General features: G+C 56.4%; 22 protein-coding genes. 10 read left to right on the forward strand and 12 right to left on the reverse strand.

All coding sequences use genetic code 11. From position 1 onward, the window contains the following. Positions 1-31: 31 nt before the first annotated feature. The 6 genes from PQU94_RS00940 to PQU94_RS00965 all read right to left on the reverse strand — a co-directional run bounded on the left by PQU94_RS00940 (position 32) and on the right by PQU94_RS00965 (position 6,614). Positions 32-1,192: an AGE family epimerase/isomerase gene (locus PQU94_RS00940; RefSeq protein WP_272739623.1), complete on the reverse strand. Its 1,161-nt coding sequence runs from the start codon at positions 1,190-1,192 to the stop codon at positions 32-34. 75 nt (positions 1,193-1,267) lie between these two features. Then, a complete protein-coding gene (locus PQU94_RS00945; protein WP_272739624.1) occupies positions 1,268-2,143 on the reverse strand; it encodes a hypothetical protein in 876 nt (291 codons plus the stop codon). Then, the gene (locus PQU94_RS00950) at positions 2,143-2,910 is read right to left on the reverse strand and encodes a hypothetical protein (RefSeq protein ID WP_272739625.1); all 768 of its coding nucleotides are present in this window, start codon (positions 2,908-2,910) and stop codon (positions 2,143-2,145) included. The genes PQU94_RS00945 and PQU94_RS00950 overlap by 1 nt, the downstream gene beginning before the upstream one ends. A 642-nt stretch (positions 2,911-3,552) precedes the next feature. Further along, positions 3,553-4,467, reverse strand: coding sequence for a relaxase family protein (locus PQU94_RS00955; protein ID WP_272739626.1), 915 nt, complete (start codon positions 4,465-4,467; stop codon positions 3,553-3,555). 558 nt (positions 4,468-5,025) lie between these two features. Further along, on the reverse strand, positions 5,026-6,018 hold the full coding sequence (locus PQU94_RS00960) for a serine/threonine dehydratase (protein WP_272739627.1): 993 nt from the start codon (positions 6,016-6,018) through the stop codon (positions 5,026-5,028). 5 nt (positions 6,019-6,023) lie between these two features. Next, positions 6,024-6,614: a thymidine kinase gene (locus tag PQU94_RS00965; protein WP_272739628.1), complete on the reverse strand. Its 591-nt coding sequence runs from the start codon at positions 6,612-6,614 to the stop codon at positions 6,024-6,026. Positions 6,615-6,832: 218 nt separating this feature from the next. Between PQU94_RS00965 and PQU94_RS00970 the strand changes: the two genes are divergently transcribed. Genes PQU94_RS00970 through PQU94_RS00980 form a run of 3 tightly spaced genes read left to right on the forward strand, consistent with a single transcriptional unit; the run spans position 6,833 to position 8,235 of the window. Then, positions 6,833-7,408: a response regulator transcription factor gene (locus PQU94_RS00970; protein ID WP_272739629.1), complete on the forward strand. Its 576-nt coding sequence runs from the start codon at positions 6,833-6,835 to the stop codon at positions 7,406-7,408. A gap of 36 nt (positions 7,409-7,444) precedes the next feature. Beyond that, positions 7,445-7,792 carry a hypothetical protein gene (locus PQU94_RS00975; RefSeq protein WP_272739630.1) on the forward strand — a complete coding sequence of 116 codons (348 nt, stop codon included), beginning with the start codon at positions 7,445-7,447 and terminating at the stop codon, positions 7,790-7,792. Then, on the forward strand, positions 7,789-8,235 hold the full coding sequence (locus PQU94_RS00980; RefSeq protein WP_272739631.1) for a hypothetical protein: 447 nt from the start codon (positions 7,789-7,791) through the stop codon (positions 8,233-8,235). Before PQU94_RS00975 ends, PQU94_RS00980 begins: the two co-directional genes overlap by 4 nt. Here the strand turns inward: PQU94_RS00980 and PQU94_RS00985 are convergent. Next, entirely contained in the window at positions 8,219-8,569 is a 351-nt protein-coding gene (locus PQU94_RS00985; RefSeq protein ID WP_368407055.1) for a helix-turn-helix domain-containing protein, read from the reverse strand. The two genes, PQU94_RS00980 and PQU94_RS00985, sit on opposite strands and share 17 nt — an antisense overlap. A gap of 337 nt (positions 8,570-8,906) precedes the next feature. Further along, entirely contained in the window at positions 8,907-9,893 is a 987-nt protein-coding gene (locus tag PQU94_RS00990) for an NUDIX domain-containing protein (protein WP_272739633.1), read from the reverse strand. A gap of 74 nt (positions 9,894-9,967) precedes the next feature. Between PQU94_RS00990 and PQU94_RS00995 the strand changes: the two genes are divergently transcribed. Together PQU94_RS00995 and PQU94_RS01000 are read left to right on the forward strand one after the other, a co-directional pair. Then, entirely contained in the window at positions 9,968-10,171 is a 204-nt protein-coding gene (locus tag PQU94_RS00995) for a hypothetical protein (RefSeq protein ID WP_272739634.1), read from the forward strand. Positions 10,172-10,241: 70 nt separating this feature from the next. Further along, complete coding sequence (locus PQU94_RS01000) at positions 10,242-10,862, forward strand: carbonic anhydrase (RefSeq protein ID WP_272739635.1); 621 nt, start codon at positions 10,242-10,244, stop codon at positions 10,860-10,862. A 17-nt stretch (positions 10,863-10,879) separates the two neighbouring features. On the opposite strand, the gene PQU94_RS01005 is transcribed toward PQU94_RS01000, so the two are convergent. From PQU94_RS01005 to PQU94_RS01020, 4 genes are all read right to left on the reverse strand, one after another. Continuing rightward, on the reverse strand, positions 10,880-11,809 hold the full coding sequence (locus PQU94_RS01005; RefSeq protein ID WP_272739636.1) for a glycoside hydrolase family 16 protein: 930 nt from the start codon (positions 11,807-11,809) through the stop codon (positions 10,880-10,882). A 467-nt stretch (positions 11,810-12,276) separates the two neighbouring features. Then, positions 12,277-13,056 (reverse strand): ABC transporter ATP-binding protein, encoded by a 780-nt coding sequence (locus tag PQU94_RS01010; RefSeq protein WP_272739637.1) that lies wholly within the window; start codon positions 13,054-13,056, stop codon positions 12,277-12,279. Continuing rightward, on the reverse strand, positions 13,053-13,871 hold the full coding sequence (locus PQU94_RS01015; RefSeq protein ID WP_272739638.1) for an ABC transporter permease: 819 nt from the start codon (positions 13,869-13,871) through the stop codon (positions 13,053-13,055). Before PQU94_RS01015 ends, PQU94_RS01010 begins: the two co-directional genes overlap by 4 nt. Before the next feature lie 8 nt (positions 13,872-13,879). Continuing rightward, positions 13,880-14,971: a putative urea ABC transporter substrate-binding protein gene (locus PQU94_RS01020; RefSeq protein ID WP_272739639.1), complete on the reverse strand. Its 1,092-nt coding sequence runs from the start codon at positions 14,969-14,971 to the stop codon at positions 13,880-13,882. A gap of 216 nt (positions 14,972-15,187) precedes the next feature. Here PQU94_RS01020 and PQU94_RS01025 point away from each other — a divergent pair, with 216 nt between their 5' ends. The 5 genes from PQU94_RS01025 to atzF are packed head-to-tail and all read left to right on the forward strand — an operon-like array spanning position 15,188 to position 22,546. Continuing rightward, positions 15,188-15,685: a CopG family ribbon-helix-helix protein gene (locus tag PQU94_RS01025; RefSeq protein ID WP_272739640.1), complete on the forward strand. Its 498-nt coding sequence runs from the start codon at positions 15,188-15,190 to the stop codon at positions 15,683-15,685. Between the two features lie 40 nt (positions 15,686-15,725). After that, a complete protein-coding gene (locus tag PQU94_RS01030) occupies positions 15,726-16,535 on the forward strand; it encodes an urea amidolyase associated protein UAAP1 (RefSeq protein ID WP_272739641.1) in 810 nt (269 codons plus the stop codon). Positions 16,536-16,540: 5 nt separating this feature from the next. Next, a complete protein-coding gene (locus tag PQU94_RS01035) occupies positions 16,541-17,155 on the forward strand; it encodes an urea amidolyase associated protein UAAP2 (RefSeq protein ID WP_272739642.1) in 615 nt (204 codons plus the stop codon). Next, positions 17,148-20,771: an urea carboxylase gene (uca, locus tag PQU94_RS01040; protein WP_272739643.1), complete on the forward strand. Its 3,624-nt coding sequence runs from the start codon at positions 17,148-17,150 to the stop codon at positions 20,769-20,771. Before PQU94_RS01035 ends, uca begins: the two co-directional genes overlap by 8 nt. Further along, a complete protein-coding gene (atzF, locus tag PQU94_RS01045) occupies positions 20,771-22,546 on the forward strand; it encodes an allophanate hydrolase (RefSeq protein WP_272739644.1) in 1,776 nt (591 codons plus the stop codon). The genes uca and atzF overlap by 1 nt, the downstream gene beginning before the upstream one ends. The last annotated feature ends 41 nt before the right edge of the window (positions 22,547-22,587 follow it).

A 22,587-nucleotide genomic window follows, 5' to 3' on the forward strand; every position in this document is an offset into this window, starting at 1 on the left:
TATTGCGCCCGGCTCAAGCGCGATGCAGGCTTCAGACCGAAGCCTTGCCCATTTCATCGATCGCACAGATGATGTGATAAAGGGTTGACGCTGGCGCTGGCTCTTCGACGAAGCTTCCATCAGGATTCATTTTATCGCGATAAAGCCCTTTAAGAGGGACATCGAAATAGAGCTCAAGGCCTTCGGCGGCTTTAATCAGGGTATCGACATATCCAGCCTTTTGGCCGTCGTCTGAAGCGACAGACTGCAAGGCAACATAGGCTTTCATTCGCTCCGTTTGGGCCCAAAGACGCGCCTTATTGTCCTTGACGCTAAAGTCGTCCCAAAGTTCAAAAATCGTGGCATTTCGGGCGTGGTCTGTGCCGTAGGTTTCCGCGATTTCGACGAGACGCTTTGCCGGTGCGATGAACTTCGGATCACCGCTAATGGCCGCCCAGCGTATAAGAAGCCACGCCCATTCAAACTGGTGGCCGGGCTCGATAATGCGGCCCATTTCGCCTTCGATGGGGTTCCAGTCCCCATCGAAATATTCGCGCAAGGAGCCATTTTCCGGGTGCAGAAACTTATCCAGGCAAAGATCGGCTATTTCGGCTGCGATCGTTTTCCAGGTTTCATCACCCCCCGCCTCAATCCAGGCCAGAGAGGCCTCGAACATGTGCATGTGCGGGTTGGTCTTTAATGGCAGAGTGCGCGGATAGGCTTCCTCAAACCCTCTGACGGGGTGTTTGTATCTTGACAGGAGGACGTCACGGATGGCGATGGCCCGGCTTTCGAGGGACGTATCGTGCGGGCGGACCGCCTTGGCAGAGGCATAGGCCAAAAGTGCAAAGGCATGGTCGTAGAAATCGAACTCGCCCTTTACGACCTTGCCATCGGGCGTCAGAACCGCGCTGACCAGACCGTTGTCTGCGGCCGCAGGCCCTGAAAGCCAGGCAAGCCCAGCATCAATCACCGTGTCTACGTCCCCCTCATACCCCATGCGTCTGGCCAGCGCATAGGAGTAGACCTGGCGGGCCGCCACACGGGTTCTGCGGTCCACATCGACGGGGCTCCCGTCAAGACCGAGCGTCTCGTAGACGCCTCCTTTTTCCCTATCGACACCGACATCGCGCCAGATCGGCAGAGCGTTTTCAAACAGCCAGTGTTTCAGACGGATTTGGGTTTGGTCGAGGCGTTGAGACAATGCGGTCATGGAAATTGCCTTTTCGGAAAATATATCCAGAGGCATAGCCCGCGCCTCATAAGAGGCCAATTAAAAAAGAGCGCTTCACTGTGTTTTCATATGAAATTGCAGCTGAATGGCTTTGCCGCTTCCGCCGACGGGCGCTGTTGCACTGGCGTTACCAATCGACACGACCCGAAGAAGGGGCACGCCACCTTCGGGCGCATTGCGCAATTGCGCTAAAGCCGGCTGGGCATTGAGCAATGCCTTATGGAAAGACACGGAGCGCTCAACTGATAGCGCCTGATCGGCCCGCCCCTGCGCTGTATACATGTTCACGTCTGCAGTCCCGACAATCACGACCGCCTCAAGCTTTCCCTGCCCCGGACAGCCTTCGGCGGGCACCCCGTAAGAGAGGCATGGCAGCCGCTTTGCGAGAGATTGCGCCAGATTGGAGACGGCCGAGAGCCCCTCTGGGGTAAGATCGCTCGTTCCGGCGCGAAAGAGCCGGTCCGCATCAAAATTCGTCGATGCGTCCGACAGACTGACCTCCGCCCAGGAGATAGCGGGTGACAGATCAGCCTTCAGATCCGCGGCAAAAAAAGCGACGGACGCCGCAGACCGTTTTTCTTCATCAGACGACGGATTGATGGCTGTCTGACCTGAAAACGCAAAGCAGCGGCGATCCTTCCCACCCTCCGGGCCCACGAGATCAGCCTCCTGAACGCAGACGATGTGATTTTCCCGGTCGACGTCAATGGTGGCATTCAAAGATTTAAGGTCGGTTGCCCGCTTAAGGAGGGCGCTCGTTTGTGGATCCTTCGCCTGGGTGAGCTCTGTGGTTGTCTCCCGGAAATTCAGGGCAAAATAGGCGAGCATGATGATAAAGATGAAAAGGACGCCGACCATCAGATCCGTCATGGAGATGTAATAGCTCTCACCTTCCTCAATCTCTTTTGAGCGACGATGTCGAAAGGCCATCACGCCCCCCCTTTTGCGGCTAAGGAGGCTTCTATCCTCTGGAGCGCTTTTAGCTGTTCCAGCGCGACCTTTTCTGGCGGCATAAAATTCAGGCAGCTATCGAGCATCACAAAGAGTTCCGCTTCTGCCGTCTGGATTGCTCTTCTGCGTGAACGCGCAAAAAGACGCAAAAAAATGGATGAGAGGACGCCTGCAATTGACGTCCAGAATTTTGTGGCCGCGATCGCTAACAACCCCATCAGGGACGCCTGCATGGTACCGCTTGCAGGACTTCCTGCCATGGCCAGTGTGGCTTCTGAAAGCGCGGCGACAATACCTAGAAAGGTAATAACCAGGCCAACCGCGACCATAATATTCGCCCACCATTCAAGCGCGCGTGCGGGTTCATCCAGCTGGTCAAACGCCTCAGCGGCCCTGACCGAACCTACAAAGCTATCGCCATTTTCGACAAGAACGCTCCTATAGTTTGACCAGCCAAGCAACAACGCGCTGTTTGCCTGGCCCAGACCAGCGGAGCTTGAAAATCGCCTGTCCGCCTCACTGAAGCGGGCATAAAAGGATGCCGGCCTCGCACGGCTATCCAGGCCATTGAGAAGGTTCCAACGCTCGCGCAATTCGACCAGGAGCGGTTTGTATGTCCTGACGTTTGAGTACACGATCAACGCCGCCGAGAAAGCCAGGATTGCGCCTGCCAGCAGAAGCGCCACGCCGGGCGATCCAAAGGCCATAACCACCAGGTTTGTGACCGGATCCAGTTTTTGTGCCATCACTTCTCTCAGCGGCAGTTAGCGACTTTAGCTCCATATTCTCTGTGATTGCGACGTAAAGTCGGCAGCCGTATAAGAAACCGGTGTCGCCCCCACTGGAATTTATAATGGGGCAATCCATAGGTCGGCGGCGTTGTTTCCTTCGGATACACCGCCGGGTATTGTCGCCGCAAAAACAGAACAGTAATGCGAACCACTCACGGTTTGATTGATTAAAATCCACATTACAGTCGATAAAAAGTGAAATTAATGAAAAAAAGAATTTTCCGCTTGGTCCGAGATATAGATATATTATTGGTCATGCCGCATCTTTTCTAATTATATTATCGCCCGCCTTTATAGAGGGAATTATTGGCTTTTTTTCGTGGCCCGGCCTGCTTGTTTTACATTTGTTTTGGATTTGCGTTAATATGTGGGTAAACCGGTGCCCAAACTGTGGGCTATCGGTCGGGTGCGAATACAATAAAGACGCTACGTTTCTTCCCTATACTCCTGTCGCCATTCCAAATGCGGAATGTAGCAGATGCGGGTGCCGGATTTGAGGCAACGGCTAGTGGGAATAGCTCACAATTATGCTCGATTGAGACCTCTGACACAGGTTTAGGCCTTTTAACGGCTAAGCTTTAAACTCCTGCGGCCTCTTCAGCGTTCGCGGCCTGAACCTCCAGGCTGGCGTGATTTCTCAAGATCAATTCCGGTGTGGGTCTCAATGTAGTTTGAAACAATACTGGCCTGTAACCGCTCAAGCGTAGTGCCGTTCTGGAGTTTTTCCCAGAGACTGGAGTAGGTCTGAAGAGCATAACTGTCATCGGCGGGCCCGCGGGTTCCGGTTTGGTCAACATCCCTGTTTTCATCTGGCCTACGATCCGGAAATCTCTCAGATCTATAGGTTGCCGCCATCTCGACGCCTCTGTCGCGCAGAGCCTGAGCATATCTCTGGCGTAAGTATACCGGCAAGTTGGCACCCAGATAAAGTCGATCACCCGCTAACGAGCGACTTTTTACGATGAGATGCAGATGAGGGTATTCAGAAGCGCGGGGAGATGGGTCTGTCTCTTTTTTATGCAGAGCCTTCACGTACTGGAATCCTTCGAACACTTCCGCAATAACCTCAGATGCCGCCGACTCTAGAAGGGCGGGGTCAACAGCTTTAGGCGCACAGAAAACGAAGCAGTGATACTCGGTCAGCGTGCTTTCATCAGGGATAGGCGTACCACCATCGCGCCATTCAAGACCCAGTGCGTACACTTGGTCTTCACCGACGATCGTCTCACCGTCTTCGTTTTCAAGGGGAAGCTGGCCTGAACGGCTGATATAGTTGAGGCTGTCTTTTACACGGCGAAAAGACTTTCCCCCACTCCATGACTTGATAACGGCTTGAGGCGCCCCTTTCGCCACCGACAATAGTTCGGACGGCCTGTGCTTTTTCCAAGTCTCCAGTCTGGCTGATAGATCTACTGTGCGGACAAATGCCCCAGTCGCCGAATTGATGCGTCTGCGGCCTTTCGGTTCGACGTCACCCTCATTGAAAACGGCGCCGGCTTTCTTCTTTGGCATGACTTCACCGGGTTATACCCCACCTCATTAGGTTTGCCCGTACGAGTTCGGCGACCAAGAATGTGTGATGAGCTATATCTGTCGAAAGGCGGTCTACCTCACTGGAAGACCCTGAGAAAGCCACGGACCTGAGGGCCCGGCTGAGCTTCAGCAGGGCGAGATTTGAGCTCGTAAGTGCCTCCAGCTCGAGCTGGCCGAAATGGGGTTCGCGAGTAAGATGTGACCTGATGAGCCAGTGGATCCACCGCGCATCACTGAGACCCATGGCTCGGGCAGATTCACGTATGGCGGTCTGCTCAGAAGCTGTGAGGCGAATTTGGCACTTTTTTGTGGCTCCCTCTGTCTGGCCGTAGCTGAACCTGTAAGGGTTAACATCCGTGCCAATCGTCAGGTTAAAGACGGCCTTGCGCACGGCTTCCGCAATCGTAAGGCCATTTTCTTTTGCGAAGGCGCGCAATTCATCGTGAAGAGGTCCGAGCTGGACCTGTAGGTGTGATGACGGCTTTTGCATGGCTAAACAATCCGACCCTAAATTGTACCATGACGTTTATTATAAACTCACTCAATTAAAGATGGCAATAGGGAAAGCCTGTCTAAAGCCCAGATCGCCTGGTGGGTTTCTGCAGAAATGTTTCCACCCGAGAGGATGACCAGAACCGTTTTTCGTTCGGTCTGCGTTTGAAGCCACCGCACTACACCCGCCATCGACATCGCGCAGGTAGGCTCGATCACAAGCTTCAGGAGATGTGACAACCACTGGGACCAGTAGACGATCTCATCTTCCTCCACCTCATAAAAGCCGTCGAGCCTCTGAAGGTAGGAGAGCGTTCTTGAGGACACCGCGAGCGTTCTAACGCCATCGGCAATCGTCATCGGGGTCTCGGAGAGCCTGACGATTTCGCCCGCCTGAACGGAACGATGGGCGTCATTGGCCATTTTGGGTTCGCACGCGTAGACCTTAGCCTGAGGTCGCGCGAGCCGGGTTGCAAGCCAGGTGCCCGACATAAGCCCACCACCGCCGCACGGCGCAAAAACGGCATCCGCTTCAACGCCGTCCTGCAGTGCTTCGAGACAAGCCGTGCCCTGTCCGGCAATGACGTAAGGGTTGTCATAAGGGTGCACAAAGGTTGCGCCCTTAGAGATTAATTCGGCAACAGAGGCTTCGGCAATCTGACGGCTTTCGGTAACGACAACGTCTGCACCGCAGGCCCGCGTGGCGGCGATCTTTACTGCAGATGCCTGCTTGGGAATAAAAATAGTGGCTTTCACACCAAGCTCGCGGGCAGCATAGGCCACGGCCTGCGCATGGTTCCCCGATGAGAAGGCACAGACCGAACGCCCCAACGTCCCCTCTTCCTTTAGGGCCAGGAGCGTGTTCATCGCACCGCGCAGCTTGAAAGCTCCGATCTTTTGCAGGTTCTCAGCCTTAAATATAACGCTGTGGCCTAGGGCCTTGTTGAGCGTGTCAGACTGAAAAAGAGGTGTGCGGTGAATGAATAGAGCGATGCGCGCCTGTGCAGTGAGCAGGTCTTCGGGGAGGACATCAGACATCAGACTTACCCCCCCCTTGTTGCTGAGCGCGAAATCTCGAGAAGAGGCAGATGATCGAACCAGTGGCGATTGCAGCGGGGCTCATAAAGATCACCGTGACCCAGCTGGATCTCTAACTCGTCCTCCACCTTCTTAAAGGTCTTATGAGCGGGCTGACCACAGACAGCGCAGTGCGCTCTCAGTTTGACGACCTCATCGGCCATTGCCATCAGAAGACCCGTGGCCGAGAACGCATCGCCTTTCCAGTTGGTATCAAGACCGGCAGCCACAACGTCGGTACCCGTCTCCAGCAGGCCCTTTATCAACTCGACGACGTCGCGATCCATATTCTGGAAAAACTGGACCTCATCGAAACACACAAGGTCTGCCTCTTTCAGGCGCGTCTCTACATCTGAGAAGGCGTGAAGAACCACGGCTTCTGCCGCCAGGCCGTCATGGGTTATGACTTCTGTGCGCGAATAGCGGACGTCAAATGCCGTCTTAAGGACGAGGACATCTTTGCGCTCGCCATTTCGGGCCCAGAGAATACGCTTCAGGAGTTCCGTGGTTTTTCCGGCAAACATAGGGCCGCAGATGACCGTCAATCGTCCATACATTCGCGTTCTTCCTCACGTTCGAATCATTCGTCAGCTTAATGGTGAGGACTAGCCTGCCGAAAGTGAAAAGCGGGCCTGTCCACCATGAGGGTGCGTCAAGCGAAAATGTCACAGCTTCGGTCTCAGATATTCAATTGAAGATTGTGACGCTTTTATAAAGGCGAGTTTCGGCGTACGGTAACGGGTGCTCTTCGCTTATGCCCGCAAAGTAATCGAAAATGTCGCACCCAACGATCGGGATCACCAAGCTTTCCCCAAGGGAAAAACAGGTTTTACGCCTTACCCTTACTGGTTACACCCAGAAGGAGATCGCGCGTGAACTGCAAATTGAAGTCACCACCGTCAAAACACACGCCAACAGCGCCTGCCAGAAGCTTGGCGAGACGACAACACGGGCCGCCGCGCGGGCTTTCGCAGAAAATGAATATGGATGCGCGTCCTCCGCAGCCGCGGCCCTCATCCGTGAAGGAGGACCTCCCTCAGAGAGGATTTCCGATGATCTCGGTGCCGTGCACGGTGAGGAAGGAGCGGTCACCGCCCAGTCCATGAATGGTCACCGCACAGAAACGTCTAGCGCCGTTTCTGGCCCGGCCCTCCTGCCCGTGTCTTCGATAGCGGTTCACAAATCGCCAGTGACCACATGGGAGGCATTCGAAAAGTGGGTAAAAGCGACCAGCACAACTCAGTGGCTGATCACCCTTGTGCTTCTTGCCATTGGACTGGGGCTGTCGGTGAGTTCGCTCCTGTTTGTCAGTGCGCATATGCTTCAAACCCTTAACCGGATCATCCCCTAGTGGCCGGAGTGCCGGCCGGATTAAAGGAAAGCACACATGAAAAGAGCAGAGATTGTGAGAACAGGTGCAGCCCGCCTTATTCAGGCTGAGGGCGCGATTGAGACGGCGATCTGTGACGTTGCCGATCTAATCAGCTATCTCGGGCGCACAAGAATGGAAGAAAAGATTGCGCTGGAGATCGGAGACGAGGCCATGACCAGCCTCGTTGCGACTATGGCGGCACTCTCCGAGGCGAGATCTTCGATACTATGCGCGCACGGCCAACTCAACGCTGTGAAGGGTCAATTGGGATACAGCACAGTGGCCGTTGGGACAGGCGAAGACAAGTTTACCACCAAGCCCAAGGGCCTTCTGGTCGTAGAGAATACGCGGGAGAGCGCGTGACGTTAGACTTGGGAGCCGTGGATTTATGGGCCTGGACAGGACACTTTTTGATGGCGGCCCTCGTGATTTGGGCGCTTTGGCGGGGTGAAGTAGCTGAACGCCTAAGCGCCCTCATCATTTTTGTCGGCTGGTCGCTCACTCCGATGGTGCAGTCGGTAGGCGTGATCGGCTTAGACCCGGGCACCACCCTTGTTGACGTTATAGCCACGATCTGTTTGATCTGGCTTTCAGAGAGGGAACGAAAGTTGTGGCTACTGCTAGCATCAGCTTGCGCGCTGCTAGGAACAACGGGCCATTTCGCATCTGAAATCTCGCCACCGACAGAATTCCGTGCCTATTTTTTAAACAATGGCTTCTGGTCCGGTTACATGCTCCTGCTCGCCCTTTTTATAGGCATGCTAAATGCCGAACGCGGACGAATGCCCGTTAATAGTCAAGGCTGAGGTTGCGGACGAGAGCCATGATGGCCTTTCGCTGATTGGCCGTCAGCTTGGAAAAGTACGAGGAGAGTTCCGTGCCTTCCTTCGTCAAAAGGAAGTGAGAGACGGATATCTCACTTTCGGACTGGCTGAACTCTCCCCCAAGTTCTGTGCCTTCAAAGAAATAATCTATCGGAACTGCCAGAGCTCGGGCCGCATCATGCATTTTTGACGCACTTATACGATTGAAACCCCGTTCGTATTTCTGCACCTGCTGAAAGGTCAGACCGAGGTTCCTCGCCAGTTCGCCCTGGCTCATACCCAACTCTTTACGGCGTGCACGAATACGCTGTCCCACGTGAACATCGACTGGGTTGGGTGCGTTCAATGCGGTGCTCCTGAATTGCAAAATCGGAAGAATGGCTTAGGCACTTCAACAGGGATATTGGCGGCATTTTGTCTGGATGAACAAGTCAAGAGCCAAAAAAAAAAGGTCACCGCTCGGGTGACCCTTCTCGAGAAAAAATGAACTTGTTTCAAAAAACTCAATGAATAACGAGACGTTAACTCTTTTTTCGCAGCGCACAACAAATTTCTGTCCACACCCCATGAATTGGGTAGGCTCCACAACGCTGTGGCGAAAGGCGGGCGATGAGGCGCATCAAAATCGCTCGAGAGGGGAAAATCTTCAGGCGTCAATCGATCGCCCGCTTTTCTCCATCTGTCAGAAGGTACTCCAGCATCAGGAAGTGGTCCTCAAACATTTGAGAGCGCATAGTCAGCGCCTCTTCCGTACTCACCCATTTCAGTGCGGCCGCATCATCGCCGGCTAGAAGTTCATTTATCGTCTGCTCCGTCAGATCAAAATAAAACGCATGGGTCACGGTGCGACCCCGCGAGCTACGGCTCGGATCATCAAAGACGCGGTTGCGGACAAGAGAGGCTTTCGCCACTTCATAGGAGAGATCTAAACCGGTCTCTTCCCGCAACTCTCTGAAGGCGGCCTCAAAAAGCGTCTCATCGGCATCAAGAAATCCGCCGGGCAGCGCCCACAGACCTTTTCCCGGCATGCCTCCTCTTTGGATTAGAAGCACCTTGTCGACACACTGAATAAGGATATCCGCCGGCACAAGAACGGGAGGATACGGCGCAGCCTCCCAGCTCTTTCTGTACTCAGAAATATAGCTTTGCTCCTCCCAAAGCGGAGTGCGCATCTCAGTACTTAAAGACTGATCGCATATCTGTCCGACGGCTTCAGAAACGTACTCGACGGTGCCTAACTCAAGCAGTCGGTTTTTGGCCATCTCCATTTCCGACAAATTCGGTGCAGCCACAGCTTCCACCGAGCCACCCGACCAGTCCTCCTGGAGGAACCGGCCATAGGCGTGATCAAAAAGAAGGATATCTGCCTCAGGCGCGATACTGACAAACTGCGCATGTCGCGCCTGCCGACCCAGCACCTCGTCGATGGCAATGGCCTCAAACCCTGCCGCCTTTATCATGGCTATCTGCTCTTCAGCGGAGAACGGGTAGCGATGCGATCGGGGCGCATTCGCCCCTATGATACAGACCTTAACATCGTAGCCTGCCTCACGCTTTGCTTTCAGCAAGGCCTCACAGCGCAGGGTCAGAGGGTGGAAACGTCCAATCACCAGACAAACGCGCGTCAACGGCAGCTCCATTGTAGATCATAAAACACTTGCCAGAGCCCACTGGGGGATTAGACTTCGCCCTGCCAATGGCCGGGGGAATGACAATGCAGGACTCATATAAACCTACAGCCCATTTTGATGCGGGGAAATTCATTATCCTGTTGTGTGAAACGCTTCTGGGTCTCGTGGGCGCACTCACATTGATTTTATATTTTATGACGGGTTCTCTGTCCGCGGCGGGGCAAAAGGCCGATGCCGGTCTGGCGGCCATTGGTGCGCTGCTGGCGTCGGTGGCAGGTAACCCTTAGCCCAAAAGGACTTGACCGGGATGCCTTCGGCTTCTAATGCGCAATGCGTTGCGTAAGGATCAAGGCAGACATGGTTCAACATCTCATCGAAAACAACCGTCTCTGGTCCCTCGAAAAGACACGGGTTGATCCTGACTTTTTTTCGCGTCTCGTTCGTCAGCAACACCCGGAATATCTGTGGATCGGCTGCTCAGACTCACGCGTTCCGGCGAACGAAATTGTCAACCTCGATCCCGGCGAGCTTTTCGTACACCGCAACGTGGCCAATCTGGCGCCCCAGCAGGATGCGAACTATCTGAGCGTGCTGCAGTACGCGGTCAATGTCCTGAAGATTAAGCACGTCCTCGTGGTCGGTCATTATGGATGCGGCGGCGTGCGAGCCGCGATTGAATCCACAGACCACGGTCTTATTGATCACTGGCTGTCGCCTATTCGCGACGTTGCGCATGATCACCGCCATGAACTCGAGGCGTGCGACAGTCAGGACAAGCGCGTTGACCGCCTGTGCGAACTCAATGTGATCGCCCAGGTCCGAAATGTTGCTACCAACCCCATCATTCTGAATGCCTGGCGTGAAGGCCAGCCGGTGGCGATCCACGGGTGGGTATATTCCATCGCCAACGGACATGTCACAGACCTCAATATTTCCGTGCGCAACCTCGTTGACCGCGAACGCGTTTTCGATATCTGACGGACAACGCGTTTGCGTCAGGTGACCTTTTTGTAAGCGCGAATATAGTCCACATACATGTAGGATGGGTTTGGCGTGTTCGTGATCGGCCATCCGCCGCCCAGAGCAAGATTTACGAGGATCATCATCTCATGTTTGTGGGTGTCGGGCGTCTTTGTGCGCCACGTTTCAGCCCCATCCAGATAGTAGATGATCCAGTCGGGTTCGACCGATACGCCCCAGACATGGAAGTCAGTTGTAAGGCTATTGGCTCTGACCGGGATCTGAGTATTCCAGAAAGGGCTTATCTGGGTTCGATCCTTCGGCCAGACGGTGACGGTAGAGTGATAGACGTCATTGAACTGTCCATAATACTCCAAGACATCGATTTCGAGGCTCGGATCCTCGAATTGCGGCGGGATCATGCTATCGAGCCAGAACGCGGGCCACACGCCCTCGCCTGACGGCAGTTTGGCCCGCATTTCAAAATAGCCGTACTGCTGCTTGAACCCGACATTTTTAGCGTCCACGCTCGCAAGAAGGCCGGACTCCCATTTTCCGTCTGGCCGCTTTCGCGCCTCAATACGTAAGATGCCGTTTTCGACGGTGAATGGAAATCCCGCGACCGGGTCTGCAAAAAGCGCGTCACCAAAATCACCGTGCCAGGGGGTATGTGCGGTCCACCTTGTGCCCGGGCCGTTGGCAGAAACGTCGAGCGCGTCGAACTCATCATTGAAGGTGAGGGTATAGCCCGGCTTTTCGACCGCGCCAGACGCAGGCGTGGACGATGACGAAGAGGCGCTCACGCTGGCAGATGAGCTTGTGGAGGCTGTTGAAGAAGCGGAGGAGGCAGGTACGGCCGTGGCGGGCGTAGAACCGCCACCTCCACCGCCACAGGAAGCCAAAACGCAAGCCATCAGAGCGAAGGCCGTGGTGAAACTTCTAAAAACGAAGCGGGTACGCGACATACTGTGCCTCTTTTGAGCGCTTTTCGGTCCTTGCGGTCACAAAAACCGAAGGGAAGGCGTGTACCCAAAAAAACGCCTTTGTTCCGCTTACACATACACATAATATAGTTGTCAAATCCCTGCCGGACGCACCTCGCCTCTGGTGCGATCAGATCCTGAGCTCAGCGAGCTGCGACAGGTGCTGACCCTCGCCCTGCAGGGGTCGCGTGTTCAGTAATGTCGCCAGTCTCAGTGCGGCCTTTCCTCATAGACGGCTTTTGTCACCGATAGAGGCTGCGCGGCTTCAGAAAATGTTTCGTCCTAAAGCTTCGGTAAAATAGCCTTTCCACGCCGGTGATTTCGCAGCGCTCTAGCGGCCAAAAATCCCCTGCCAGACCCGTATCATCAATCTCATCAGGTCTTGTATCAGGCTGAGGCGGGAAAACTGAAGGCCTGAGAACGCCGCCTTTTCGTCACTGGACATAGGGTTAGACCTCATCAGAGGAGGGCAGAAGAAGTGTGGTCACGTCGAGGGGAACGGGCTTCGTCTTATCGGGGGTGACATCGCTGATGATCCCAGACCCATACCGGTGGGGGGCGTGAGGGTCGTGGCGGCGTTTATCGACCTTGATGACACGTGTAGCGAGCTTGAAGGCCTCCTGGAGATCGTGGGTGACCATCAAAATGGTCAGCCCGTGCTGCGCCCAAAGACGCAAGATGAGATCGTGCATCTCAAGCCTGATCTCAGGATCAAGGGCGCCAAATGGCTCATCAAGGAGAAGGACGCGCGGATGCTTGACGAGTGCCTGTGCAATAGCCAGTCTCTGCTGCATCCCCCCGGATAAGGCGCTCGGATATATGTTCAGATTATGCTGCAAACCGACGGCCGTCAGCATATCGGTCGCGGTCTGAATGGCATCGCGTCGTGCCTTTCCATAAAGCCGGCCAAGAAAGGGGGACTTAGCGAACTCCAGGCCCAGGAGCACATTTTGCAATGCGGTCAGGTGCGGATAGACGGAGTAACGCTGAAAGACCACACCGCGATCGGGGTCGCACTGGGGCAAAAGGGCTTTGCCGTCGAGCAGGACCTGACCGCGTGTTGGGGCTTCCTGACCTAGGGCCAGTCGCAAAAAGGTACTCTTGCCCGCACCTGAGGGACCCACAATTGAAACGAAGCTTCCCTCAGAAATAGAGAGAGACACACGCTCAAGTACGATCTTTTCACCGTACTCGACCCAAATATCCTTGAAGGTGAGAATTTCGCTCATTTGCCCTTCCCATGATACCAGGGGAAGACTTCGCGACTGATACCACGCAGGATGACATCCATAAGCAGCGCCAGAAGGGCAATCCACGCCACGTAGGGCAAAATGATATCCATGGAAAGATACCGCCGCACCAGAAAGATGCGATAGCCAAGTCCGACATCAGAGGCGATCGCTTCGGCGGAGATTAAGAACACCCAGGCCGGCCCCAGCGACAAACGCAAACTGTCGATAAGACGCGGCAAGGCCTGAGGTAAGGCCACACGCAGAGTGAGCTGCCAGGTACTGGCCCCCAAGGTCTGCGCTTTCAAGATCTGTTCGTTAGGAAGTGCCGCCACATGCGCGGCCAGATCGCGTATCATTAAGGGCGCGATCCCGACCGCGATCAGAACGATTTTTGAGGTTTCGCCCAGGCCAAAAACGATGAACAGGATGGGCAAGACGGCGATCGGCGGAATGACGGCAATGGTCGCAATGATTGGCGCCAATGTTGCGCGTACAAGGGGGACAACACCCAAGGCCAGGCCGAGCACGAGCGCCACCACTGTGGCAATCCCGATCCCGACCCCCAGGCGCTGCAGGCTGGCGATCGTATCGGATAGGATAAGCACCTTGCCCGTCAGCACATCAGGATGAAATGCGACGCGCGACAGGCTTTCGCCCATCTTGTCCAGCGTAGGCAAAAGCTTGTCTGCCGCATTGGCGGCACTGCGCTCTGCCGCCGCCTGGACGTAGAGGAGAAAGATTGCGATCAGGGGCAGCGCGCCCAGCATGAACGCGGCCCCCTGCCCGGGCTTTATGTTGATCAGGCGACGCATCAGTGCGCTTACAAGGCGTTCTCGGCCGCCAGCTTCGTCCATGTCGGGTCGAAGCGGAGCTTGATATTGTCAGAAGACCCAAGCGTCTTGCCTGGCAGAGAAATGCCAATAGCATCGACGGACGATGCACCGGGACCGAAGAGGCCCTGAGAGAAGCTGAACTGGCGCACACGGTCCATTATGGTGGCAAGTTGCGGATCCTCTATGGCTTTCAGGGCATCTTTCGGTGTGTAGTAAAGGAAGGTCGTAGACAGCTGAGACTCGTAGTCCTCGGGCGTTGCGCCCGCAAGGCCCGCCATCGCAGCGCGCGCCGCCGCACCTTGCGGCGTCTTTGCGGCCATAAGAGCCAGGGTCTCGTACCAGATGCCCGTCAACGCCTTACCTAGATCAGGCGTTGCGGCCAAAAGCGCGGTATCGACAACGAGAAGATCGAGGATCTCACCGGGAATTTTGGAAGAATCGAAGATCAGGGTTGTGCCCTTGGTCTTCTTCAACTCGCCAAGTTGCGGATTCCATGTTGCCACGTTCTGCACGTCGGCAGAGGCATAGGCGCCGACAATGTCGGCATCTGACGTATTCACGGTTTTGACGTCGGTCATTTTCAGACCGGCAGATTCCAGTGCGCGCGCCAGAAGATAGTGCGAGACTGACAGTTCAACGAGATTGACACGCGCCCCCTTCAGATCCGCAACCGTCTTGGCGGATTTGGCGACAATGCCGTCATTTCCGTTAGAATAGTCGCCCACGATAACAGCCGTGGTATCCTTGCCGCCAGCGGCGGGTATGGTCAGAGCATCCATACTCGCAACCGTGACACCGTCGAGCTTGCCTGCCGTGAACTGATTGACCGATTCCACATAGTCATTGATCTGCAGGATATTGATAGTGAGGCCGTACTTGTCCGCCCACTTCTTCACGATCCCCGCCTGCGCTGCATAGGGCCAGGGCATCCAGCCCGCATAGATGGACCAGCCGATAGTAAACTCGGTTTTTCCGGTCGCTTTCTTGGGCGCCTCCTTTGGCTTGCTGCAGGCAGCCAGAGAAACCGCTGAGGTGGTGGCAAGAAGTCCCGCCAGAATTATGCGTCGAGAAATGGTCATCTGTATCCCCTCAAAGACCGGTGCAAATTCACTCTGGATCTCAGCGCTCGTCCATCGTCAGATGTTGCGCCGCACCCGCGCTATTGAATGCCGCAAAACAATCCACAGTCCAAACACGAGATTGTAACGGATTGTAATTGTTATTTTCTTTCAAAGTCTGTCGTTATGGAATATTACGATTTACAAATTTCGTAATAACGTATAGGGTAGTCGGCCATGTCTGAAACCGAGACCGATCATCTGGCCCGGCTCAGCATGAGCCTGCCTGGTTCCCTGCTCGATTCTTTCGACAAAATGGTGGCTGATCGCGGCCTGCCGTCCCGCTCCAGCGCCATGACGGAACTGATCCGCGGTGCCGTTGCTGAACACGCTGAACGCATGCGCCCGGACGATGTCGTGGCCGGGACCGTAACGCTTGTCTACGCCTCTGACTCCGGCATGGTTCGTCACCGCGTGGCTCAGAAACAGCGTGATTACCTAAAGGAAGTCATTTCTTCGCAGCACGTTTTTCTTGAGAACGATCAGTCTCTTGAAGTCCTTCTCGTTCAGGGGCCGCCCTCACAGCTTGACGATCTGTGTGACGCCTTTCGACGCATCCGCGGGATGGTACAGGTCAAGCTGGTAACGACGGCGGCGCTGCTTCCGCCTCTTCATGATCACCTGGCACCGGACATCGCGCCACCCACTTCACCATCGGTGGCCGGGGCTGGATAGGCCACGACCACTTTCGCTATCTGATTATCAAGGATACTCGATGACTACCGCCGATCCGAAAGGGGCGCGTGAGCACGCGCGTGCCCAGGCTGGCACGCGTGTCGCGGCCATGCCGACCCTACCCGCTACTGCAGAGGATGTGCCTGAGGGCGCCCGCGTTGTGTGGGAGGAAACCCTCGCCAGCGGCGGCTATAGCGCCAAACGGCTCTCGCGCGGCACGCGGCTGCGTCTCATTGATATGGACGCAGATGGGTGCGTGTCGATGCTCGCTTTCAACGCCGAGATGCCCACTGAGCGCCTCAACATCGCCGATACACTAAAGGTACAGTGGAACGCCTATATCGGCGAAGGCAAGGTCCTTCTGTCCGATCTGGGACGCGTTATGCTCTCGGTAATAACAGACACGGCCGGCACTCATGACGCCTTTTGCGGGGCCTCCAATCAGGCCTCTAACGCCCGAAAGTACGGCCAGGGATTTAACCACAGCCCCTACCCCAATGCCCGTGACCGTTTCATGCTGGGCGTCGCCAAGTTTGGCCTCTCGCGCAAGGACGTCCATCCATGCCTCAACTGGTTTAAAGGCGTGAAGGTTGAGGAAGATGGCGCGACCACGCCACAAATAGGCCCCTTTACAGCAGGTCGGCAAGTGATCCTGCGCGCCGAGATGGACCTTATTGTGGTCTTCGCCAACACCCCTCATGTCCTCGACCCCCGCGACGGCTACCACGTGACGCCCGTGCGCGTGACCGCGTGGAAAGGCGAGATCACACCTGAAGATGATGTGATCCGAACCTCTACGCCTGAGGCTCTACGCGCGTTTCTCAACACTGAAGACTATTACGCACGGTGACCAGCATGTCCGAGACCATCCTTTATGACGAAATCATCGATGCCCTCGCCCCCTGGATACATAAGGTGAAGGCGGGACAGCGTCTGCGTATCATCGACCTGGAAGGCAATCAGGCGGTCGACTTCCTCATCTACTCTGCGCTTGATGACGCCGAACGTTATAGCGCACAAGATACCATTGCCGCGCAGGGCAATCTGTTCCTGCGCGAGGGCGCGTTGCTTTTATCCAACGAAGGCAATCCGATGATGCGCATTATTGCCACTTCGGTCGCCTATCATGACACAATCGGCGGTGCGTGCTCATGCGAGTCCAATACGCTGCGTTACGGGCATCACACCAAGTCCCAGCATTCGTGCGTTGATAACTTCCTGACTGTCAACGCCACCGCCGGGCGCGGCAAACGTGACATGGTGTCAAACATCAACTTCTTCATGAATGTGCCCGTTGAAGCCGACGGGACTTTGGGGATCGTGGATGGGATTTCCGCTGCCGGTCTGACTGTGGACCTGGAAGCGCTCATGGACGTCGAAGTCGTCGTCTCCAATTGCCCGCAGATCAATAATCCCTGCAACGGCTTTAACCCCACCCCCATTCGTATGGTCATTACCCAAAATGTCTAAGCCACTTAACACCGGGCCTTTGTTCACTAAGGTACTGATTGCCAACCGTGGGGCAATCGCGTGCCGTATCATACGCACGCTCAAACGCATGGGTATCGGCTCCGTAGCGGTATTCAGTGACGCCGACGCCGGATCCTTGCACGTCGCTGAAGCTGACGAGGCGATACATATCGGGCCGGCACCTGCGCGCGACAGCTATCTTAATATCGACGCCATCCTCAAGGCGGCGCACGACACTGGCGCACAGGCGATCCATCCGGGCTATGGATTTCTGTCAGAAAACACCGCCTTTGCCGAACGCTGCGAAGCGGAAGGTATCGTTTTTATTGGCCCTACAACCGATAACATCCGCTCTTTTGGCTTAAAGCATACCGCGCGCGACATGGCGCAGGCTCTGAATGTTCCCCTGGCGCCAGGCACGGACCTTCTGACAGATGAGGAGGCTGCTGTCACCGCAGCCACCACTATCGGATATCCCGTCATCCTCAAGGCCACCGCTGGCGGCGGCGGCATCGGCATGAAGGTCTGCACGCGTGAATCTGAGGTACGGGAGGGCTTTGCCACCGTTGCCCGCCTCGGCGCAGGGAATTTCGGAGATGGCGGCGTATTCCTCGAACGCTATGTCGCCGTCGCCCGTCACATTGAAGTGCAGGTCTTCGGCGACGGACAGGGCCATGTTATCGCGCTTGGCGAACGCGATTGCTCTTTACAACGTCGCAACCAGAAGGTCGTGGAAGAAACCCCGGCACCCGGTCTTTCCGCCGCCACGCGTCAGGCGTTGATTGACGCTGCCATCCGTCTGATGTCCGCTGCCCGCTACCGGTCGGCAGGAACGGTAGAGTTCCTTTATGACGCAGATCGCGACGAGTTCTTTTTCCTTGAGGTCAATACCCGCCTTCAGGTCGAACACGGGGTCACCGAACAGGTGACCGGCGTTGATCTTGTTGAATGGATGATCCGTGGCGCCGCTAATGACTTCAGCTTCCTCAACGCCACCCCGCCCTCTGAGGGTGCATCGATACAGGTGCGCCTCTACGCCGAGGATCCCGTTGAGGGGTATAGGCCCTCGTCGGGCAGACTTATAGACGTGAAATTCCCGCAAGGGCCACGCGTCGATAGCTGGGTCGTATCGGGCAGCGATGTCAGCGCCTATTACGATCCCATGCTGGCAAAGCTGATCGTCACCGCTCCTGATCGCGAGACGGCTGCGAGTGCCCTGTCAGACGCCCTTGACCGAACGGTTCTGGCGGGCATCGAAACCAATCTCGACTGGTTACGCACGGTCGTGCGGTCTGAGGCCTTCGTCAGCGGCAAGGTCTCAACCCGCGCGCTCGACAAGATCAGCTACAGGCCAAATACGATCAAGGTCCTGTCTGGGGGCCCGGCGACCACGGTTCAGGACTATCCGGGCCGGCAGGGCTACTGGGACGTCGGTGTGCCACCATCCGGGCCGATGGACTCGCTGGCGTTTCGCCTCGGCAATCGCCTTTTGGGTAATAGCCAGGATGCCGCAGGGCTCGAATTCACGGCCGCCGGGCCCACTCTGACTTTCAATGCAGCAACGACACTCTGCCTGACGGGTGCAGCATTTGAAGCAACGCTGGACGGCGAGCCTGTGGCCTTTTACGCCCCATTTGCCGTTGCCGCGGGACAGACGCTAAAGATCGGGCGCGTTACAGGGGCAGGCCTTCGAGGCTACCTCCTCGTCAGCGGTGGCTTTGACGTCCCGACCTATCTCGGTAGCCGCTCAGCCTTTGTGCTGGGCGAGTTCGGCGGTCATGCCGGGCGCGGTGTGACAACCGGTGACACCTTGCACCTGAAGACCGCAGGTGATGCAAACGAAGGCGCGCTGGCGGAGGGCCTTCGCCCCCAACTCACCCGCGAATGGGATCTTCATGTCCTTTATGGCCCGCATGGCGCACCGGATTTCTTCAAGCCTTCCGACATTGAGATGATTACCTCAACCCAATGGAAGGTGCACTATAACTCCAATCGTACCGGCATCCGGCTGTCCGGACCGAAGCCTGAATGGGCACGCAAGGATGGCGGAGAGGCGGGCTTGCACCCGTCAAACATCCACGACAATGCCTATGCCATTGGGGCCGTCGACTTTACCGGGGACATGCCGATCATTCTCGGCCTTGATGGCCCCTCCCTTGGCGGATTTGTGTGTCCTTTTGTCGTCATTCATGCCGATCTGTGGAAGGTCGGGCAATTAGCGCCCGGCGACAGCGTGCGTTTTGTGCCCGTCGACGATGCCTTCGCGGTGGCGGCAGAAGCCGCGCAGGATTTGCTTGTCTCTTCGCTTGAAACGCCCGCCCCCCTCCCGGACTACAGGGCGTGCGAATCACCTGTTTTGCGCACAATCGCCTCGAAGGGTGAGCGTCCGGCCGTTGTTTATCGTCGTCAGGGCGATCGTCACCTTTTGGTGGAATATGGCCCTATCGTCCTCGACATCGAACTGCGTTTGCGCGTGCACGCCCTCCTCATGGAAATCGAGGCCCTGAAACTTCCTGGCATTATTGATGTAACCCCAGGCATCCGCTCGATCCAGGTCCATTTCGACAGCCGCATTCTGTCCCAGTCGATACTGCTCGACGCGCTGCAATCGGCCGAGGACCGGCTGGGCACGCTCGATGATTTCGAAATCCCATCGCGCATCGTCCACCTGCCTCTATCCTACGCTGACCCCGCCATTTATCAGACGATCGATAAGTACATCGCCTCGGTTCGTGACGACGCCCCGTGGTGTCCGGACAATATCGAGTTCATTCGCCGGGTGAACGGCCTTGAGCATACCGATGATGTCAGGCGCACCGTGTTTGATGCCCATTACCTCGTGATGGGACTGGGCGATGTGTACCTTGGTGCCCCCGTTGCCACACCTCTTGACCCGCGACATCGCCTTGTGACGACCAAGTATAACCCCGCGCGCACCTGGACGCCGCCCAACGTGGTGGGCATAGGCGGCGCTTACATGTGCATCTACGGCATGGAAGGCCCTGGCGGATACCAGTTGTTTGGCCGCACAATCCAGGTGTGGAATACCTACCGCCAGACAGACGCTTTCGTTGACGGCAAGCCGTGGCTTTTGCGCTTTTTCGACCAGATCCGCTTCTTCCCGGTCAGCCACGAGGAACTCACCGAGTGGCGGCGCGACTTCCCGCTGGGGCGCCGCGCCATCAAGGTGGAGGACAGTGTCTTCCGGCTGAAGGACTATCGTGCCTTTCTTAGTGACAATGCGGATAGCATCGGCGCGTTTCAAAGGAAGCGGGAGGCCGCCTTCCAGGCTGAGCGCGAAGAGTGGCAGGCACGAGGCGAATTTGACCGCGTCGCCGCCCTGACGGCCGACACCTCGAAAGACGAGGAAACTGAAGCCGTCATTGCCCCTATTGGCAGCGAATTGATTGAGGCTCCCTTTGGCGGTTCGATCTGGAAATTAAACGTCAAACCGGGTGACATGGTTGAGAAGGGCACGATCATCGCGGTGATCGAGGCCATGAAAACCGAATGCGGGATCGGTGCGCCCCATAAGGGCATTGTGCGCGCGGTCTATGTCGATCAGGGCAAGGCGATCGGCCCCGGCGCGCCACTACTGGCCCTGGAGGCGGTCTGATGGGAGCAGCCCTTGAACGATTAAGTGCCAGCCATATTGCGCAGGCTGTGCGTAGCGGGCAGACGACGGCGTTGGCGGTTATTGAGGGGGTGATAGAGCGTCTTTCAGCCTACGACACCCTTCAGCCACAGGCCTGGATCAGTCGAGCTGAGGGGGATACGCTTCGTCAGAAGGCCCGTGAAATCGACGCACGCGTCGCGGCCGGAAAGCATTTGCCGCTTGCAGGCGTGCCGTTTGCGGTGAAAGACAATATCGACGCTTTAGGCTTTGAGACGACTGCGGGCTGTCCTGACTATGCCTATTGGCCGTCTCAAAACGCGCGCCTTGTGCAAAGAGCTTTGGACGCTGGCGCCATCTTGGTCGGAAAGACCAACCTCGATCAGTTCGCCACTGGCCTCAATGGCAGCCGAAGCCCTTATGGCGCCCCAAGATGCGTATTTAACCGGGCGTATATCAGCGGGGGGTCAAGTTCAGGGTCAGCGGTGGCAACCGCTGCCGGACTGGTAGCGTTTGCTTTTGGAACGGACACGGCCGGATCCGGCCGGGTCCCGGCCGCGTTTAACCACCTGACCGGCTTTAAACCCACAAAAGGTCGCTGGAGCACGACTGGCCTCGTGCCAGCCTGCCGCACACTTGACTGCATCAGCGTCTTTACCGAGGCTCCGGAAGATGCCGCGCTCATCGACAACGTCGTTTCCGGCTACGATCCGGGCGATGATTTTTCGCGTGACCTGGCCCAGATTGAGCACCCGATGCAGCGTATCGGCGTGGCCGCACAGCTGAACTGGTGCGGGGACATCCACTCAGAGTACCTCTACGCAAAGGCGCTTGAGCGGCTTAAACAGATGGGTTTCGACCTTATTGAGATCGACCTTGCCCCCCTGAGCGCGGCGGCGGCTCTGCTTTATTCCGGTCCCTGGGTGGCCGAACGCACCGCCGCGATCAAGGCGTTTCTCAAATCGTCTCCGGGTTCCATCGATCCTACCGTGCGCAGCATCGTCGAGGGCGGCCTGACCGTCAGCGCCGTTGAGACGTTTGACGGTATTTATCAGCTGGCAGGCTTCAAGCGCTATGCCGATCAGATGTGGGACCAGATTGATGCCCTCATGCTGCCGACAACGCCAACCATTTACCGCGTGCGTGAGATGCTGGCCCAGCCTTTTGCGTTGAATGCCAATCTTGGGCTCTACACAAATTTCGTCAATCTGCTCGACATGGCGGCCATCGCCGTTCCCGCGGGCTTTCGCCCAAACGCAACGGGCTTTGGCATCACCTTCATGGGCCCGGCCGGCACTGATCGTGCCCTTTTGACGCTCGCCTCCCAGTGGAGGGGACACACCACCTACCCCGTACCCGAACTCGATCTCACTCAGGAATTTCGCATGGACACGATAAAACTCAGCGTCGTGGGCGCCCATCTTGAGGGCATGCCGCTACACTGGCAACTGACTTCGCGTAACGCTAAATTTGTTGAAAAAACAACGACGGCTAAGACTTACAAACTCTTTGCCATGGCAAACAGCGTTCCACCCAAGCCGGCCCTGATCCATGATGAGGAAGGCGCCGCCATTGAGGTTGAAGTCTATGAGCTCGATGCCGCCGCCTTCGGAAGCTTCGTTGCCGAAGTCCCGCCGCCTTTGGCCATAGGCACGGTTATGCTAGCCAGCGGCGAACAGGTAAAAGGCTTTGTCGCCGAGCCGCGCGCGACAAAGGACGCTGAAGAGATAACCGCGCTCGGCGGATGGCGAGCTTACATGGCAAAACTCAAAAGCTGACCTATCCATCGAACACTCACACCACAGAGACGAGGCCACAA

It is taken from the genome of Asticcacaulis currens (assembly GCF_028550395.1).
Lineage (GTDB): Bacteria > Pseudomonadota > Alphaproteobacteria > Caulobacterales > Caulobacteraceae > Asticcacaulis > Asticcacaulis currens.